The 17,401-nt window shown below is 52.6% G+C and carries 16 protein-coding genes; 4 read left to right on the forward strand and 12 right to left on the reverse strand.

The features are described 5' to 3' along the window. Nucleotides 1-56: 56 nt before the first annotated feature. The 9 genes from LX66_RS24680 to pyrR all read right to left on the reverse strand — a co-directional run bounded on the left by LX66_RS24680 (nt 57) and on the right by pyrR (nt 10,581). Entirely contained in the window at nt 57-2,066 is a 2,010-nt protein-coding gene (locus tag LX66_RS24680; protein WP_158642752.1) for a sensor histidine kinase, read from the reverse strand. Nucleotides 2,067-2,098: 32 nt separating this feature from the next. Then, nucleotides 2,099-2,848 carry a LytR/AlgR family response regulator transcription factor gene (locus LX66_RS24685; RefSeq protein WP_145718483.1) on the reverse strand — a complete coding sequence of 250 codons (750 nt, stop codon included), beginning with the start codon at nt 2,846-2,848 and terminating at the stop codon, nt 2,099-2,101. Between the two features lie 124 nt (nt 2,849-2,972). Then, nucleotides 2,973-3,572, reverse strand: a complete 600-nt coding sequence (locus LX66_RS24690; protein ID WP_145718485.1) for a hypothetical protein — start codon at nt 3,570-3,572, stop codon at nt 2,973-2,975. A 107-nt stretch (nt 3,573-3,679) separates the two neighbouring features. Then, entirely contained in the window at nt 3,680-5,377 is a 1,698-nt protein-coding gene (locus tag LX66_RS24695; protein WP_145718487.1) for a sodium:solute symporter, read from the reverse strand. A 184-nt stretch (nt 5,378-5,561) separates the two neighbouring features. Further along, nucleotides 5,562-5,723 carry a hypothetical protein gene (locus tag LX66_RS28275; protein ID WP_170232421.1) on the reverse strand — a complete coding sequence of 54 codons (162 nt, stop codon included), beginning with the start codon at nt 5,721-5,723 and terminating at the stop codon, nt 5,562-5,564. Between the two features lie 24 nt (nt 5,724-5,747). Further along, entirely contained in the window at nt 5,748-8,228 is a 2,481-nt protein-coding gene (locus LX66_RS24700; RefSeq protein WP_145718489.1) for a PIG-L family deacetylase, read from the reverse strand. A 103-nt stretch (nt 8,229-8,331) separates the two neighbouring features. Continuing rightward, nucleotides 8,332-8,661 (reverse strand): DMT family protein, encoded by a 330-nt coding sequence (locus LX66_RS24705; protein ID WP_145718491.1) that lies wholly within the window; start codon nt 8,659-8,661, stop codon nt 8,332-8,334. A gap of 9 nt (nt 8,662-8,670) precedes the next feature. Then, complete coding sequence (locus LX66_RS24710) at nt 8,671-9,606, reverse strand: aspartate carbamoyltransferase catalytic subunit (protein ID WP_145718493.1); 936 nt, start codon at nt 9,604-9,606, stop codon at nt 8,671-8,673. A gap of 447 nt (nt 9,607-10,053) precedes the next feature. Beyond that, a complete protein-coding gene (pyrR, locus tag LX66_RS24715; RefSeq protein ID WP_145718495.1) occupies nt 10,054-10,581 on the reverse strand; it encodes a bifunctional pyr operon transcriptional regulator/uracil phosphoribosyltransferase PyrR in 528 nt (175 codons plus the stop codon). A gap of 156 nt (nt 10,582-10,737) precedes the next feature. Between pyrR and LX66_RS24720 the strand changes: the two genes are divergently transcribed. Together LX66_RS24720 and LX66_RS24725 are read left to right on the forward strand one after the other, a co-directional pair. Further along, on the forward strand, nt 10,738-11,406 hold the full coding sequence (locus LX66_RS24720) for a hypothetical protein (protein ID WP_145718497.1): 669 nt from the start codon (nt 10,738-10,740) through the stop codon (nt 11,404-11,406). A gap of 128 nt (nt 11,407-11,534) precedes the next feature. Then, nucleotides 11,535-12,053, forward strand: a complete 519-nt coding sequence (locus tag LX66_RS24725; protein WP_244620506.1) for a peroxiredoxin — start codon at nt 11,535-11,537, stop codon at nt 12,051-12,053. 82 nt (nt 12,054-12,135) lie between these two features. Here LX66_RS24725 and metK read toward each other — a convergent pair whose 3' ends face one another. From metK to LX66_RS24740, 3 genes are all read right to left on the reverse strand, one after another. Beyond that, a complete protein-coding gene (gene metK, locus LX66_RS24730) occupies nt 12,136-13,389 on the reverse strand; it encodes a methionine adenosyltransferase (protein WP_145718499.1) in 1,254 nt (417 codons plus the stop codon). 18 nt (nt 13,390-13,407) lie between these two features. After that, nucleotides 13,408-14,775 carry a DUF4270 family protein gene (locus LX66_RS24735; RefSeq protein ID WP_145718501.1) on the reverse strand — a complete coding sequence of 456 codons (1,368 nt, stop codon included), beginning with the start codon at nt 14,773-14,775 and terminating at the stop codon, nt 13,408-13,410. 114 nt (nt 14,776-14,889) lie between these two features. After that, nucleotides 14,890-15,705 carry a glycogen/starch synthase gene (locus LX66_RS24740; RefSeq protein ID WP_145718503.1) on the reverse strand — a complete coding sequence of 272 codons (816 nt, stop codon included), beginning with the start codon at nt 15,703-15,705 and terminating at the stop codon, nt 14,890-14,892. 247 nt (nt 15,706-15,952) lie between these two features. On the opposite strand from LX66_RS24740, the gene panC reads away from it, so the two are divergent. Together panC and panD are read left to right on the forward strand one after the other, a co-directional pair. After that, complete coding sequence (gene panC / locus LX66_RS24745; protein WP_145718505.1) at nt 15,953-16,822, forward strand: pantoate--beta-alanine ligase; 870 nt, start codon at nt 15,953-15,955, stop codon at nt 16,820-16,822. A 64-nt stretch (nt 16,823-16,886) separates the two neighbouring features. Beyond that, a complete protein-coding gene (panD, locus tag LX66_RS24750; protein ID WP_145718507.1) occupies nt 16,887-17,231 on the forward strand; it encodes an aspartate 1-decarboxylase in 345 nt (114 codons plus the stop codon). The last annotated feature ends 170 nt before the right edge of the window (nt 17,232-17,401 follow it).

A 17,401-nucleotide genomic window follows, 5' to 3' on the forward strand; every position in this document is an offset into this window, starting at 1 on the left:
GAATCCGTTTACCGGTACTTACTTTCCGTCCGGGTAAATTCATTATTCGCAGCATGCTAAACGTTGCTTTCCTGGACTGGAATGATCAGCTCCACCAAGGTACCCCTGTTTTCCCCGGGAAGGTCCCGGCGGTCGGTGATGGTTACGCCTGCCTTCAGGCCTTTTTCCCGGGCCAGCATCTCCAGGCGCTCCCGGCTGATGGTGGTGGACAGGGATTTCTTTTCCCGGGCCGGCTTCCCGGCGGTAGCCTGTATACCCGGCCCGTTATCCGTAATGGTCACCCGCAAGCTGTGGTCCAGCAAGTGGAGCGCTATATCGATCCGGCCTTTTTTCCCGGTCCCCTTCATGCCGTGGATAATGGCATTTTCCACAAAGGGCTGTACCAGCATAGGTGGGATCAGCAGATGGTCTGTGTCGCCGGATTCCGGGCGGGAAACCCGGTAGTCAAAGGCATCGTCATAGCGCATCTGCTGCAGGCTCAGGTAATATTCGAGCGTATTGATCTCTTCATCCAAAGGCGCCAGGCTTTCCCTGGATAATTCCAGGCTGCTGCGCAAAAGCCTGCTGAACTGCTTCAGGTATTTCAGCGCTTTTTCCTTTTCGTCCAGGCGTACATAGCTCTGCAGGGCCGACAAGGTATTAAAGATAAAATGAGGTTCCATCTGGGTGCGCAGGAGCCGCTGTTCCAGCTCAATGGCGTTTTTCTGTAATTGCACGCGCGCTTTCTCTTCCTTCAGCTTTCGTTGCTGCTGGATAAAATACAGCAGCACGGCAAGGGCTATAGCCAGCAGGGCCGACAAGGTGGTGATCACCAGCAGCAGCCGGTTTTGCCGGAGACGGCTTTCCACCAGAAATACCTGTTCATTGAGCTGGAGAACGGATTTTTCCTTGGCCTGCAGCGCATAAATAGTGGACATCTCGGCAATTGCCTGGGCGTATTTGTTTTCTGAAAGCGTTTCGTAACTATCTACCAGGGTTTCAAACTGATCATAAGCATCACGGGACCGGCCGGTTTCAAAAAGATGGGCGATCAGGCTCTTCCGGTATAAGATATAATCGGTGTCATCCAGGTATTGTTCATATGCTTTGATGAAAGCAGTGGCCCGGTCCAGATAGAAACCGGCACTGTCGTGCCGGGAAAGCCTGGTAAAAGTAACCGCCATGTTCACGTAGCTTTTGAACAGGTTGGCATACTGACCGAAAAGCGCCTTCCCGGATGCTACATCACTACGGCATATCGCTAACACGTTCCGGTTGTATACAAGCGCAGAGTCGGGCTGTTCGGTTCTGTCGTAATAGATCGACTTTCTGTCGTAAAGGAACTGGGGATCTATACTTTGGGGATGCCCATGAAGCAGCTTTTCCATCCAGCGGATATAGGTCCATGCTGAATCCGTATTACTGCCTGTTCCGTCCAGGTAATGAAGCGCCAACTGGTCGTATGCCCGGAACAGCAGCCTCGCCTGATCAGGGTCTCCGGGCGCCAGGACCTGTGCTGCCATATGGTTCCATTGCCGGGACTGGTCATACTGGTACAGGTGTGCATCCGCCTGGGCGGTAGCCAGGAAAATATTGGCTTTTTGCAGGGCGGTCATATCCAGTGAGGTATCTGCCAGCAGGATACGTGCAGCCTGGTTGAAATAATAACTGGCCTGGTGCACTTGCTGTTCCATGGTAGCGATATTCCCTTCTCCCGAATAGATCAGGACCATTATTTCTCCATACCCCTGCTGCCTTTCCATCAGGTCCCAGGCGCTTTGCAAATGCCATTTAATGGAGTCCAGGTCATTCTTTGCATAATACACACCGGCCAGCTCATAATGAATACGGGCTTCCAGCACCGAATCGCCCCGGTAAGGGTCGCTGTTCAGCAGTTGCTCCCAGTATACCAGGCGCTCTTCAGCCGAAGGCAGTTTCCTGGCTTCCGGTACGGCTTCCTTTAGCATGGCCAGGCCCGCCGCCCGCCGCTGCGCAGCTAACTCCACCGTATTTTCCCTGCAGGAAAACAGGAAAATGCCGGGCATGGCAAGTGCGATCAAACGGCTAAAACGAAACCAAAAGCTCAATACATATAACTTTAAAGCAAATGACTTTATGATTAATTTCGAACCAGTTGTTGCAGCACATAATCCCTGCGCCGCACCGATACGGGTATTTCTGTCTTATTCTTCAGGACGATGGCGCCGCTTTTCATAAATCGGTCTATGCACAAACGGTTGACCAGGTAGGACTGATGGGGACGCAGGAACCATTTTTCGGGCAACAGATCGTCGTAATATTTCAGCGGCCTGGAGACCATCACCTTCCTGCCGTCATGTAAAAAGAAATTGGTATAGCTGCCTTCGCTCCGGCAGTACATGATGTCCTTGAGCTGCAGCAGTTGGATATATTCCATGGTATGCAATACCAGTTGGTCCTCCAGGCTTTCCTCTTTTTGCCCGGTATAAGCCCGCACGATGTCCAGTTGCTGTTGCTGGGCCTCAAGGTTGCCCACACCCTCGGCGCGCACTTTTTCCAGGGCCGCCCGGAGCTCTTCCTCATCCAAAGGCTTCAACAGGTAATCCAGCGCACCGTACTTGATGGCCTTTACGGCGAAATGATTGTAAGCCGTAATGAAAATAATGCGAAAAGGAATCTCTTTCAGTTTGGCCAGGATGTCGAATGCGGTTCCGTCGGCGAGCTGCACATCCATCAGGGCCAGTTGGGGGGCGGTTTCCCCGATCAGTCCCAGCGCCGAATGTACACCTGCTGCCGACCCCAGCAGGTCAAGATCTTTTTCCCGGTTAACCAGCCATTCAATCTCCTTCCGTACTGCCGGTTCGTCTTCAATGACAATCGTTTTTATCATCCGACTGAAAGTTTAACTTGAACGAATATAGCCATTTCCCTTTTATTTAAAAGATATCTCAGCATAGGCCCCGGCCTTCTCCTTCCGTGCTTTTTATTATTTCAGGACTGCTTTGATGTGTCCGTTATATACTTTGTGGAAAAACCTGCATCAGCGCTGCCAGCAGTATAAAAACACTCACGCCTCCTGCATAGACCCGCTTCACCACTGCGTAACTTTTATGCCGGCCCAACAGCAGGCTGTATAAGCTGTACAGGTAGAGTACCAGCAGCAAGCCCGTGAGCGGGAACATGACCAGGGCCAGCAACAGCAGGCCCCGGAAATTGGCCTCGTCGTAGAAACGGTCGTACCAGCGCGTCCACAGCAGTGGTGTCAGTGTGTTTTCTTTTAAATAAGATTCGAATGCTGCCCCGTCTGAAAACTTTTGTATACGGCCTCCTTTTTCATCTACCACATAAAATGTGTTGCCGGCAGACTCCCCGATGACATACCCTTTGTAAAAATAAAACCGCTCAAATGAAGGCCTTATTTCCTTAGCCCCTGGTGCCGGATATTGAAACAGAAAATGCACCGGGCCGCCGTTCCCGTTATACCGCAGCACGTTCTTACAAGGAGTCTGCATTTCAAAGGCCGACCATCCCCCGGCATACGAATAAATACAAAACAGGCAGAGCAATGCCAGCAGGAGCGCCTGGGAAGAAAATGTTCTGTAGCATGCAACCATGCCCCGAAAATATTTCCGGGGAAAGACATTTAAAAGCCCTGTTTTTTAAGTGTAACGGATTTTCCGGTAAGTGTTATGTGGTCTTCATTATCCGTTCGGGTTATGTGTTATGTGACGGACCGCGAGCGTTGCGCAAACGGATGAATGATCGCCGCCAGCACCACCACCAGCACGCAGCCGATCACGTTCAGCCAGAGGAAGGACACCAGTTGTAGCTGGTAGACGGTGATCACCAGCACTTCCGATACCACGGCGGCCCAGAAGGTGGCGTTGCCCCCTATCCTTTTGATGTAAAAGGCCACCATGAATATGCCCAGTATTACGCCGTAAAAAAGCGAGCCCAGTATGTTCACCGCCTCTATCAGGCTGCCCAGCTCACTGGCAAACTGCGCCACAGCTATACAGAAGATGCCCCAGATCAGGGTCCACCAGCGGGATACCCGCAGGTAATGCGCTTCCGTGTCGTCCTTGTTCACCATGCGCTTGTATACATCCACCACGGTAGTGGAGGCCAGGGAATTGAGCGCGGCGGCCACGCTGCCCCAGGAGGCCAGGAAAATAATGGCGATCAGCAGCCCTACCAGGCCTTTGGGAAGATTGTTCACCACAAAATGCAGGAAGATATAGTTCGTGTCGTTATCGTCCGCAGCCGGGTCGGCCTTTTTGATGAGCACTTTGGCATCTTCCCGCATGCCTGCCGCAGCGGCTTCCGTGCTTTGCAGGGCTGCCTGCGCACTGCGCACGGCCGCTGCATCATTCACTTCCAGTGCATCGGCCAGGGTTTTCACCTGCTGCTGCTTGACGGCGGACAGCTCGTCGTACTGCCGCTCCAGCGCTTTCAGTGCCGCGCCCTGCTCCGTGCGGTATACTTTGTTGAGCTGCGCCTGGTTAAAGAAAATGGGAGAGCGGAAATACAGGTAGAACACAAATACCAGGGCGCCTATCAGCAGGATCAGGAACTGCATGGGCACTTTTACCAGCCCGTTCATCAGCAGGCCCAGGCGGCTTTCCGTTACCGAGCGGGCCGTGAGGTAGCGCCCTACCTGCGACTGGTCCGTACCGAAATACGACAGCGCCAGGAAAAAGCCCCCTATCACCCCGCTCCAGATGTTGTACTTATCGTCCCAGTCAAATTTCGTGACGATCACGTTCAGCCGGTCCATTTTACCCGATACATGCAGGGCATCGCTGAAGCTGATGTTCTCCGGCAGCAGGTGCACCACCATCCAGCCGGCCAGGAACATGCCGGTAAACACGATCACCAGTTGCAGCGTCTGCGTGTAGCTTACCGCCTGCGTGCCGCCGGACATGGTATAGATAATGAGCAGGCCGCCCATGATAATATTGGTCCAGTAAATGTTCCAGCCCAGCAGGCTGCTGAGGATAATGGAAGGCGCGTAGATGCTGATGCCGGTAGACATGCCGCGCTGCACCAGGAACAGCATAGAGGTCAGTGTACGGGTCTTCAGATCAAACCGCTGCTCCAGGAACTCATAGGCTGTATATACTTTGAGCCGGTGGAAAATGGGCACAAACGTAATGCACAGCACCACCATGGCCAGGGGCAGGCCAAAATAATACTGCACAAAGCGCATCCCGTCCGTATAGGCCTGCCCGGGAGCAGAGATAAATGTAATGGCGCTGGCCTGCGTACCGATAATAGACAGCAGTACAATGTACCAGGGCATAGACTGGTTGCCCAGGAAATAGCCGTCTATGTTCTTATGCCCACGGCTTTTCCATACCCCGTATAAAATAATGCCCGCTAAGGTAACGGATAGCACGATCCAGTCCAGTACACTCATGAAAATGTTTTGGTAAATAAATAGAATAACACGATCTGCACGGTCAGCCAGCCGATCACCAGGAGATACCACATCCACCAGGCAGGAAATAGTGGCGGTTTCTCATTTTGCATCAGTTCTATCAGTTAAGAATTAAGAATTAAGAATTAAGAATCGTAGCACAAGTGTTTCATTGTTAATTAACTTACCGTCTTCTCAGCAGCCCTCCGCCCAACAGCCCCAACCCCAACCCTATCATCAGCCCTATATGCACTCTTTTGATCAGGATGCCGATGATCAGGCCGATGGCGATGCACAGGCCTGCGGCAATATTGCGACGAGAATGATTATCCGCTTGTTTCCCCATATAGTTGCTATTCGCGGTGAATGATTATTGCTTCTTTGAAATAAGGTTCACAAATAACCGGTAGGCGCCCGGTACGCCGGCCGGCAGCTCACGGAAAAAGGCCAGCGCGGTATATACATACCGGCCCTTGCCATAAGTGGCAATGAGCGTGCTGCCGTCCAGCGGCTGCTCGCCCCTGTCGTGCATGGAAAACAGCTTTTGATAAGCCGGGTCCGCATCTCCCGTGAAATACAGGCCCCGCTCCTGCACCCATCCTTCAAAGTCCTCCGGCGTGATCCTGTTCGGGTAGTGCATTACTGCCGCATTCGGCTGCAGGATGGTCACCTCCGCCGTTTCGTCCGTCACCCGGCTGCCCCGCACAATGCGGAAGGGATACGGGCCCAGTTGGGTAGTGACCAGCGGCGCATGTGTGTTATACTGCACCAGCAGGGTGCCGCCATTTTTTACATATTCCAGGAGCCTGGGCTGCCAGTACTTCAGTCGTTCGTTGGTGTTATAGGCCCTTACGCCGGTAATGATGGCATCGTACTGCTGCAGTGATCCGCTCATAATGTCCTTTTCGTTCAGCATGGTCACGTCGTAGCCTACCTGCCGCAGGGCGGTGGCCACCATATCGCCGGCGCCGGCAATGTATCCCAGCTTGTTGCCATTGTGCTCCAGGTGCACCGTTACCAGCCGCGCGGCTGCGGGCGGGAACAGGGTAATAGGCGGTATATGGTCGTAGTGAATGGTTTGCAGGCTTTGCGTGTATTCCTGGCCGTTTACCTCCATGGCTACGGCCAGGGTGTCTACCCGGTTGATGCCATTTACCTGTACCGGGGCGATGCTGAAGTGCAGCTCGGTCTCATCGCCCTTCCTGGCCAGGGTGAACGGCAGGCTTTCCGGGCTGGAACGGAAACCGGCAGGCAATTGCAGCCGGGCGGTGCCGGCGGTGTTGTCCGCCATGGCTTTCAGCTTCATGGTAACGGGTTGCGCCTCCTTGCCGGTGAAGATGAACACCTGGTTGCCGAGGTTGGCCGTTACACGCGGCGCTATCACCAGCGGTGCGTACAGTTCGCCCTTTACGGGATCTGTGTGCTTGTATTGCAGGGGACGTTCCAGTACGAAGGTCTGACCGTCGATATCCAGCGTGATCAGCGCCTGCAGGGGCGGCACGTTCTCCGGCCGTCCTACCTGCTGCTGGTCCTTTATGATGTAGGTGCCCGGTGGGTGCGCTTCCTCCAGCCAATAGGGCTGGGAAACAGGCGTGGCTGCAGGCACGGTCAGGTCCTGTTGTATGGTCAGCAGTTTGTCAAACGCCAGCGGCTGGTTGTTGAAAGCGGTGTCCTTGCCCGGCAGGCGGATGCTTTGCAGGCGCACCGGCACCTGGCTGTTGTTGATCAGTTGCACGCTGGCGCGCATGGGCTGGCCGGGCACCACGGTAGGCGTTGTGCTGTATGCTTCTGCCCACAGCCCGGCGCAGGCCAGTACCAGTTGCGCTGTTTCCTTCAGCTTCTGCGTTTTCCAGTAGCCGTCCGGCAGCGCCATGATGGCTTTTCGTATAGCCAGTAACGCAGGTACGGAAGCCGGCGGGTTGTCTATATCATATTCCGCCAGCGCTTTGTCTACCAGCTTGCCAACCGCCTGGCCGCCCGGCACTCTTTCCCAGGTGGTATTGATGCCATCCATCAGGCTGTGCTGCGGCGCATCTCCTTTGATGGTGGTGAAATATTCCAGGGCGCTGCCGCGGGACGCCGGCACGCCGAAGCCCTGGCTCTTGTGCTGGGAGCGGCTTTCGGCGGCTATTTCCCCGTAGCCTTTGCCCAGCAGGAAATTAAATTCGCCCACATCTATTTTATACTGGTCCGGAGCGGTGGTATTAATGCTGCCAAAAGTGTAGGTATTCCACAGCAGGCGCCTGGGCTGCCAGGTTTGTACATATTTGAGCTGTTCCGGGTAGCGTGTTGGGTCGGCAGCCGCTTCAAACGCTTCTGCCGCCAGCATGGCGGAAGCCGTGTGGTGCCCGTGCCCCGCGCGGCTATCGGCCGGGAAGCGGCAAATGATCACATCCGGCCGGAAGCGGCGGATCACCCATACGGCATCGCCCAGTATCTTGTCCTTATCCCAGATGGTAAAGGTCTCCTGCGGGTTCTTGGAATAACCGAAATCCTGCGCCCGGGTAAAGAACTGCTCGGCGCCGTCTATACGGCGGGCGGCCAGCAGCTCCTGGGTGCGGATCAGCCCCAGTAGCTCCCCCTGCTCGTCTCCTACCAGGTTTTGCCCGCCATCGCCCCGTGTCAGCGAGAGATAGCCGGTGCGGTACAGCTTCTCTTTGGCCAGGTAGCCCAGCAGCCGGGTATTCTCATCGTCCGGGTGGGCGGCCATGTACAGCACGCTGCCCAGCGTGTCCAGTTTCTTTAGCTGTAATTTGATAGCTGCAGCGTCCAACTGCGGCGTTGGTTGTGCCGATACCTGCAGGCAAAGGGTTGCGGCGGATAGCCATAAAAAGATGATCCTTACAAACATGTCGTTGCGTCCAGTTTACAGATCATCAAAAATAAGCATTTCAGGCAGGGAGCGGACAATAAAAGGATGGACGGGAGAATTAATGTGCGGATGTACCGGCGCGCTATTTCTTAAACATAAAATACACCGCGGCCAGTATACAGGCAAAAGCTACCAGGTAATTCCAGCGCAGCGGCTCCTTGAGGTAAAAAACAGCGAACACGCAGAAAACGGAAAGGGTAACGATCTCCTGGATCGTTTTCAACTGGAAGCCGCTGAATCCTTCCTGCGCACCCAGCCGGTTGGCCGGCACCATAAAGCAGTATTCAAAGAAAGCGATGCCCCAGCTTATGAGTATCACTTTCCAGAGGGCGGTATGCTGGTGCTTTAAATGCCCGTACCAGGCAAACGTCATGAAAGTGTTGGAGATCAGCAGCAGTATAATGGTGCGCACCTTTCTTAATTATTCATTATTCATTTTCTTGCCAGCCAGGAGGTACAGCACGGCCATGCGTACAGCCACGCCATTCTCCACCTGGTGCAGGATGATAGACTGCCCGGAATCTGCCACATCGGAGCTCAGCTCCACGCCGCGGTTAATGGGGCCGGGGTGCATGATCACGATGTCTTTCTGCAGGCTGTCCAGCAGGCGGCGGTTCACCCCGTATGCCAGGGAGTATTCCCGGAGGGAGGAGAACAGCGGTGTATTCTGCCTTTCCAGTTGTATGCGCAGCACGTTGGCTACATCGCACCAGGCCAGCGCTTCCCGGATATTGTAGGTCACGTTTACGCCCAGGGCGGATTCCATGTACTTGGGAATGAGCGTGGGCGGGCCTACTACCGTTACTTCGGCGCCCAGCTTTTTAAGGCAGTAAATATTGGAAAGGGCCACCCTGGAATGCATGATATCGCCGCAGATGGCGACCTTCTTACCTTCCACGCCGCCCAGCTTCTCCCGGATGGAGAAAGCGTCCAACAGCGCCTGGGTGGGATGTTCGTTAATACCGTCGCCGGCATTCACGATAGGTACGTCTATATGCTGCGAGAGGAAGTGCGGGGCGCCGCTGGCAGCGTGCCGCATCACCACCATGTCCACTTTCATGGACAGGATGTTGTTCACCGTATCTATCAGCGTTTCTCCCTTGGACACGGAGGACCCGGAAGCGGAAAAATTCACCACGTCCGCGCTCAGCCGTTTTTCCGCCAGCTCAAAGGAAATGCGGGTGCGCGTGGAGTTCTCAAAAAATAAATTGACGATGGTGGTGTCCCGCAAGGTAGGCACCTTTTTGATGGGCCTTTGCAACACCTCTTTAAACTGGTCGGCCGTTTGAAAAACAAGCTCTATATCCTGACGTGCCAGATCGCGTATTCCGAGAAGATGTTTTGTTGAGAGTGACATTCTAAGGTGCAAATATAGAAATTCCAAAATCCAAATCCCAAATTCCAACAAATTCCAAATTCCAAATCCCAAAGTCCAAGTCTGTATCAGGGTGCTTGCCTCGCTTCCAGCTTCTGTAAAATAGAAGAAAGTATCTTGCGCAATTGCTCCGCTTCGTCTATCAATTTCAGCCTGACAGACTCTTGTTCGGCAGCCTCAGTTATAAGCAAACGAAGCCACCATATGGACTCTTTTGCTTCTTTACGGAAATACGGATGCGCATTCTACGATCCGCTGCGCCCAGGCTCCCTGCAAAAGTCCCTCACACCACATGCAAATACCATTGTCCTTTCCTCCAGTTCATAGATCATACATAATTTTTAGGTTAAACATATATACAATCCACTCCCTAAACTTGTTGTAAACTTCCTCCCTTTTGGAGTTTGGAACTTGGGATTTGGAATTTCCTCATTCCAGTATTACCTCATCCTTGCCGTCCCGCTCCTGCCACAGCACCCGCACCTTTTCGCTGATAATGGCATCAATGGTACGGCCGGTATAGTCCGGCTGGATGGGCAACTGGCGGGTAAAGCGCCGGTCTATCAGCACCAGCAGCTCCACCCTGGCCGGGCGGCCAAAGTCCAGCATGGCATCCAGGGCAGAGCGCGTGGTACGGCCCGTGTACAGCACATCGTCTATCAGCACCACCCGCTTGTTCTCGATGGAAAAGTCAATATCCGTTTCATTGGGCACGTGCAACGCGGTCCCCTTGTTGAAATCATCCCGGTAAAAGGTAATATCCAGCTTGCCGTAGGCTATGGGAGTGCCGGGCAGCAGCTTTTGCAGGGTGTGGTAGATCCTGTCGGACAGGTAGATACCTCTCGGCTGCAACCCTATCAGCACGGTATGCTCAAAACTAAGATGGTTCTCTATTAACTGGTGGCAAAGCCTGTCAATGGTAATGGCCAGTTGCGTCCCATTCAGAATAGTCTTCAATGCGCATTCAGTTTAAGGAGCAAAAATAGTAATTAATGGCATACAATTTTTTTAACACCGTTTTGTGACACTGGCAGGGCGCTTTAACAACATTTTAGAATACTACTGGCTAGATTCGATGCTGTTAATACCTATTTCCTCACTAAAACAGCATCTATGCAGAAAATTCTATCCGCCCTTTGTACGGGCACCCTTGTATTGTTTACCCAATCCCAAACCCAGGCGCAGACGCAGCCCCCCAAAAAGGCACCCAAACAGGACCAGGCAATGTTCAGAAAGCACCTTATCGGCGGCAGTTTATCATTCGGTTATACAAAATCGGAGCCGGGCACATCCGCCAACGCGGAGTATTCTTACGCAACGCTCTCCTTCGCCCCCGTTTATGCGTACTATTTTAAAGAACACGTTGCTATTGGCGCCAGTCTCTCTGCGGCTTACAGCACGCAGAAAAATGCTCCTTACAATGTTGACAAAAGAAAGGATCATTGGTATACTTTCGGGCCTTTCATCCGGTTTGAGATCCCATTATGGCAAAGCCGTTTCAGCATCTACAACGACCTCGGCATCTATGGCACTTATGCAAAACGCACCGAGGAAACAGACGGCGTTAAAGCCACCCTTACAGAATCCTGGTCTGCCGGCGCCTATTATGAACCGGGGCTCCTGTTCCGCATCAAAAGCAATATTGCTTTACAGGCATCCCTCGGCAACCTGGTAGGTTACCAGTACACCAGCAACGGCAGCTTCAGGTCGCACAGCTTCGGCATCCGGGCCAACCACAACGGCACGGACGACTTCAAGATCGGCATTAATTTCCTGTTTTAACGCAACGGTCAGCCACAGTAGTCCCGCCGGCCGGTGGGACTACTCCTCTCCTTCACTTATGTAATTATACTTTTATGGTAATGCATAATCCCCCAACTTTGCAGGGTACATCAAACCTTCGAAGGATCATGCGACTATTAATGCACAGTTTAGTGCTGGCGGCGGCCCTGCTGCTCTGGGGCTGCGCCTCCAATGCCCAGGTGGCGGAAGGCGACAAGGTGCCGGCATTCCGGCTGAAAGACCAGCACGGGCAGGTATTTGACCTGGCATCGGTGCTGGGAAAGCAGCCGCTGGTGATCTACTTTTATCCCAAAGATGAAACCAGCATCTGCACCAAAGAAGCCTGCTCGTTCCGGGATGCGTATGCGCAATTCCAGGAGCATGGCGCCCGGGTGATCGGCATCAGCAGCGATGGCGTGGAAAGCCACCGGCAATTTGCGGAACATCACCAGCTACCCTTTACCCTGCTGGCGGATACGGCCAAAGCGGTAAGAGCGCTGTTCGGGGTGCCTAAAACATTTATGCTGCCGGGGCGTGTAACCTATGTGGTAGATAAGCAGGGGGTAGTAGTGCATCGCTTTAACTCCATGCGCGACGCGGAAAAGCATGTAACGGAGGCACTGGTTGGGTTGGAAAAAATGAAGTAAGAAGTAAGATGTAGGAAGTAAGATTGTCGCAAGACACTTCAAACGTTCTACATCCTACATCTTACTTCCCACTTCCTACATCCTATAGCCCGAAAGCCTGTTTCACTTTTTCAACATAATCTAATTTCTCCCAGGTGAACAGCTCTACCTCTACCTTTTTCTCGGTCTGCTTGCCTTTGTTGAACACCTTGGTCACTACCTGGTGGTCGCGGCCCATATGTCCGTAAGCGGCGGTTTCGCTGTAGATGGGGTTGCGCAGCTTCAGCCTTTGTTCGATAGAATAAGGGCGCATGTCAAATATCTCTTCCACTTTGCGGGCAATCTCGCCGTCGGTAAGCCCAACTTTGGCAGTGCCGTAGGTGTTGATATACAGGCCGCAGGGCCTGGCTACGCCGATAGCGTAGGATACCTGCACCAGCACTTCCTCGCACAGGCCCGCCGCTACCAGGTTCTTGGCAATATGACGGGTGGCGTAGGCGGCAGAACGGTCTACCTTGGAAGGATCTTTACCGGAAAATGCGCCACCGCCGTGCGCACCTTTACCACCGTAGGTGTCCACGATGATCTTGCGGCCGGTTAAGCCGGTATCCCCGTGGGGGCCACCGATCACGAATTTGCCGGTAGGATTGATATGATAGGTGATCTTGTCGTTGAACAGCGCCTGCAGTTCGGGCTTCAGCTTGGCCTTTACGCGGGGCACCACGATGTTGATCATATCCGCCTTGATCTTGCCCAGCATGGCGTCGTCCTTATCAAAATCGTCGTGCTGGGTGGATATAACGATGGTGTCTATACGCACCGGCTTATTGTCGTCGGAGTACTCAATGGTTACCTGTGATTTGGCGTCGGGGCGCAGGTAAGTGATGTCCTTGTTCTCGCGGCGCACAGCAGCCAGCTCCTGCAGTAATTTATGGGCCAGGTCCAGCGCCAGCGGCATATAGTTCTCGGTTTCTTTTGTGGCATAGCCAAACATCATACCCTGGTCGCCCGCACCCTGCTCTTCCGGCTGCTGGCGGTCCACGCCCTGGTTAATGTCGGGCGACTGCTCGTGGATGGCGGACAGGATGCCGCAACTGTTGGCCTCGAACATATATTCGCTCTTGGTATACCCTATTTTACGGATCACCTCGCGGGCAATATCCTGCACATCCAGGTAAGCCTCTGATTTAACCTCGCCTGCCAGCACCACCTGACCGGTAGTAACCAGCGTTTCGCAGGCTACCTTGGACTTCGCATCATATGCCAGGAAGTGATCGATCAGCGCATCGGAAATTTGGTCCGCAACTTTATCGGGGTGACCCTCAGATACAGATTCTGACGTAAATAAATAAGGCATAAAAAAATGATTTCTCTTTTAAAGTTTAGTGTAAATAATCCGCAGTTTTAAATTGTATTGGGAGTGGTTCCCGCCTCCTGCTTTCACACGATGCACGTCAATATTCCGCGGGGAAAGCGCCTCCAGCTTGAAGCCGGTATTGGTTTCCTGCTTACGCAGCAGGTACTGCATAAACCGGGCGATATTGAACTTGTATTGCGCCACTTTCACGCCTCCAAAATTGGTCACCTCCGTTTTCTCACCACCAAAGTAAGGCTGGTTAGGATTTGAGGGGTTACCGTAGTCTATCACCGGCCTGGTGGTATCGCCGTTGACATACTGCTGTAAAAATAGATAATTCGGTTCAGAATAAATAGCATCCAGGCTGCCGGTACCGGTAGTGATCTCGGTAACTACCAGTTCCGCCTTGTTGATCACGGAATTCGGGAAGTCCTCCAGCCCCGGGATAGTGATCTTCGTAAACAGGCCCGGTGCGTCTTCCAGGTATATCAGGCTGTCGCCGTCGGGATTGTTGGTGTTAATGTACTGTGCAGCCTCCGAGCCGGTATGGTTACGCACAAAATAGTTGGCGTGGGCGGAAGCATATACGGAGAACGGGAAGCTGGCGCTCAGGGAGTCCTCCTCTGCGTTCTTGTAGAACACGCGCAGGCGGGTCACCGGGTCGCTCAGGTCCAGGTACACCATGGTACGGTTAGTGGTCAGGGTAGTATCCGGCACAATGGCAAAGCCCTTCAGGAAGGCCCGGAAGGACGAGTCGTTGGCAAAAGCGCCCTCCTTGGTCTGCTGCAGCAGCAGGTTGCCGAAGGTATTGCTCAGGCGGATGCGCAGTTGCGGCGCTTCCTTTACACCGTAAACAGATACGGAATCCTTCAGGCTCCTGGGCACGATGGTGGCGGTGCCCAACAGCTCGCCGGCATTATAGGACAGCGCCTGGTAATACCGGTAGTTGGAATCTATCTTGAAATCCGGCTCGTTCATGCGGTACACGCGGAAGGTCTGGGTAGCCAGGGAGTCGCCATAGTACCCGTCAAAGCCGAGGCTCAGCACCACGGAGTCCAGGGTCTGGTTGTCGCCCGCAAACTCATAGCTGCCACTTGGCAGGCTTACCTGGGTGTACACAAAACCATGTGCGCGGCCAAACAGCGGGTCGTCTGTAATGGAACCCAGCACTTTGGCATAATTGCTCCGGCCGGTGTATACAGCAGAGTCTGTTTTCCAGATGTTATGGGTAATGATATCGGTGATGGTAGTGTCTACCCCATTTACATAGTCCTTTCCCGGAATCAGCTCCTCCCCGAGGATGGTAGCTTCGTTACAACCGGATGAAATATAAAGTGAGGAAAAAAGTACGGCTACAAATCCCAGGTTCCTGAAAAGTACGCTCACGTGTTGCTATTTTGTGGTTTGTTTTCCTAATTAAAAATTAGAAATTAATAATTAATAATCGTAGCAGCGGTGTTTCAACGAAACAATATTGTTACTGATATTATTCATTATTAATTATTTGGCTAGCTGGCTGTACAATTGCAGATAATCCGCCAGGTCCTCATTGTCTTTTTTGTAAGGAAGCAGGATCTTGCCCTTTTCCCCTTTTATTTCCTCCACCAGTTTTTTATCTGCCTTGTCGCCGGCTACTACTACCGCATCGGCATATTTGGCAGCCCCCTTGTTCAGCGCAGCATTGGTGCCGTCCTTATACAGCTCAATGTCTTTTTCCTTGATCTGGTTGCTGATAGTGGCCTTTTTTATGAAAGTGGGGCCCAGTTTTTCCTTGAAAGAATTGGGCTCCAGTGAATATACGATCTTTGAGTGGGAGAAAACCGGCTCCTTTTTATAGGCGGTTTTCAGGTACATGGGTATCAGGGAGGTCATCCAGCCGCTGCAGTGGATCACATCCGGCGGCCAGCCAAATTTTTTGACGGTTTCCAGGGCGCCCTTGCAGAAAAACACCGCGCGGGCAGCATTGTCGTCAAAGAACTGCTCGTCATCATCGGTAAATACCGACTTCCGTTTAAAATAATCTTCATTGTCCAGGAAGTATACCTGCAAACGGGCGCTCGGCAAGGAGGCTACTTTAATGATCAGCGGGTAATCATCATTGTCTATCACAATATTGATCCCCGACAACCTTACCACTTCATGCAAACGGTGCCGTCTCTCATTAATAACGCCAAACCTCGGCATGATCACCCTAACTTCCAAACCCGCTTCATTGGACTTGATTGCCATCTTATTGACCATTGCCGCATAATCAGTTAATTCCAAATATGGCGACATCTCCTGGGCAATAAAAAGAATTCTTTTCTTTGTGGACATTTAATGCTGATTATTAATGCAGTAATTTTTAATTTGGCTTGCAAAATTACGGATTTTTTACGGAAAAAAGGACAAATTGGCACTTTTAACATCGTTTTAAGTGTTGTTCCATGTCAGTTTTCATAATGTGGAGATATCCGGATGAGCAGATCTGCAGGCGAATTGAAGACATGTATTACTATAAATTTAATACATTCGCTGCATTTTTATCCGCACTTTTGCATCGCTGCATATTAAACAATTAGAGATGTACCTGTTCAAGCGAAAGGATGACCTGCGGCGCTTTCTTACCAGCGCCCGGGAAAAGGGAGCAACAACCGGTTTTGTGCCAACCATGGGTGCGCTGCACCAGGGCCACCTGTCATTAATACACCGCGCCCGGCAGGAATGCAGCCTGGTGGTATGCAGCATCTTCGTGAACCCTACCCAGTTCAACGACCCGGCGGACTTTGAAAAGTATCCCATCACCATAGAAAAGGATATACAACTGCTGACCGCGACAGGTGCAGACGCACTGCTGCTGCCCTCCGTTGCGGAAATGTACCCCGAGGGCCCGGGCACACCCGGCCCCCGCTATGATTTTGGGGAGCTGGAAACAGTGCTGGAAGGGCGTTACCGGCCCGGCCATTTCCAGGGGGTGGGCCGTATCGTGCACAAGCTGCTGGATATTGTACAGCCGCAGCGCCTGTTCATGGGCCAGAAGGACCTGCAGCAATGCCTGGTTGTGAAACATTTGTTAAAACTCATCGGCTCCCCGGCGGAAATGATCATTTGCCCTACCCTGCGCGAGCCGGACGGCCTGGCCATGAGCAGCCGCAATATGCGCCTGGGACCGGCGGAAAGAAACAATGCCGTGGCCCTGTACAAGGCGCTTTGCTATGTACGGGACCACCTGGGCGGGCCAACCTCCCTGCCGGAAGTGGTGGCTGCTGCCCGCTTGCAGTTGCAATCCGCTAAATTTGACATTGATTACCTGGACGTTATTGCCGTCCGGGAAGATGGTGCGGTCCTGTTCCCGCAGGCCCCGGTGAGCGGCCTGCCTATGTACGCCGTGGTGGCCGCCAGCATGAAAGGCAGCCCCGTGAGATTGATAGACAACCTGTTAATGAACGGATGAGCAGGTATGCCCCTACGGCTAATTACCGCATTATTCCGTATCTTTGCGGACCTGAAATAATCTTATGCAGATTGAAGTACTTAAAGGCAAGATACACCGGGCTGTGATAACCGAGGCCAACCTGAATTATGTTGGCAGCATTACCATTGACGAAGACCTGATGGATGCCGCCAATCTCATCGAATACGAAAAAGTGCAGGTGGTGAATGTGAATAACGGCGAACGCCTGGAAACCTATGTCATCAAAGGCAAACGCGGTTCCGGCGTGATCTGCATGAACGGCCCTGCCGCCCGTTTATGCGCTGTGGGTGATGTGGTGATCATTATTTCCTATGCCACCATGGATTTTGAAGCAGCCAAAAAGCATACACCGGTTGCCGTATTCCCCAAAGAAGGTAATAAATTATAGAAAATTCCAAAAAACAAAGCGGGAAATTCCAAATCCCCAAAACCCAAATTCCAGCAATGCAGGCAAGCCCTCAATAATACTGAACTGTTACCGGTAGCTGGGTGATTGCCATCATTTTGGAATTTGGTTTTTTGGGATTTGGAATTTCTTTGGAATTTGGGATTTGGGAT

This window comes from Chitinophaga japonensis (assembly GCF_007830125.1).
Classification (GTDB): domain Bacteria; phylum Bacteroidota; class Bacteroidia; order Chitinophagales; family Chitinophagaceae; genus Chitinophaga; species Chitinophaga japonensis.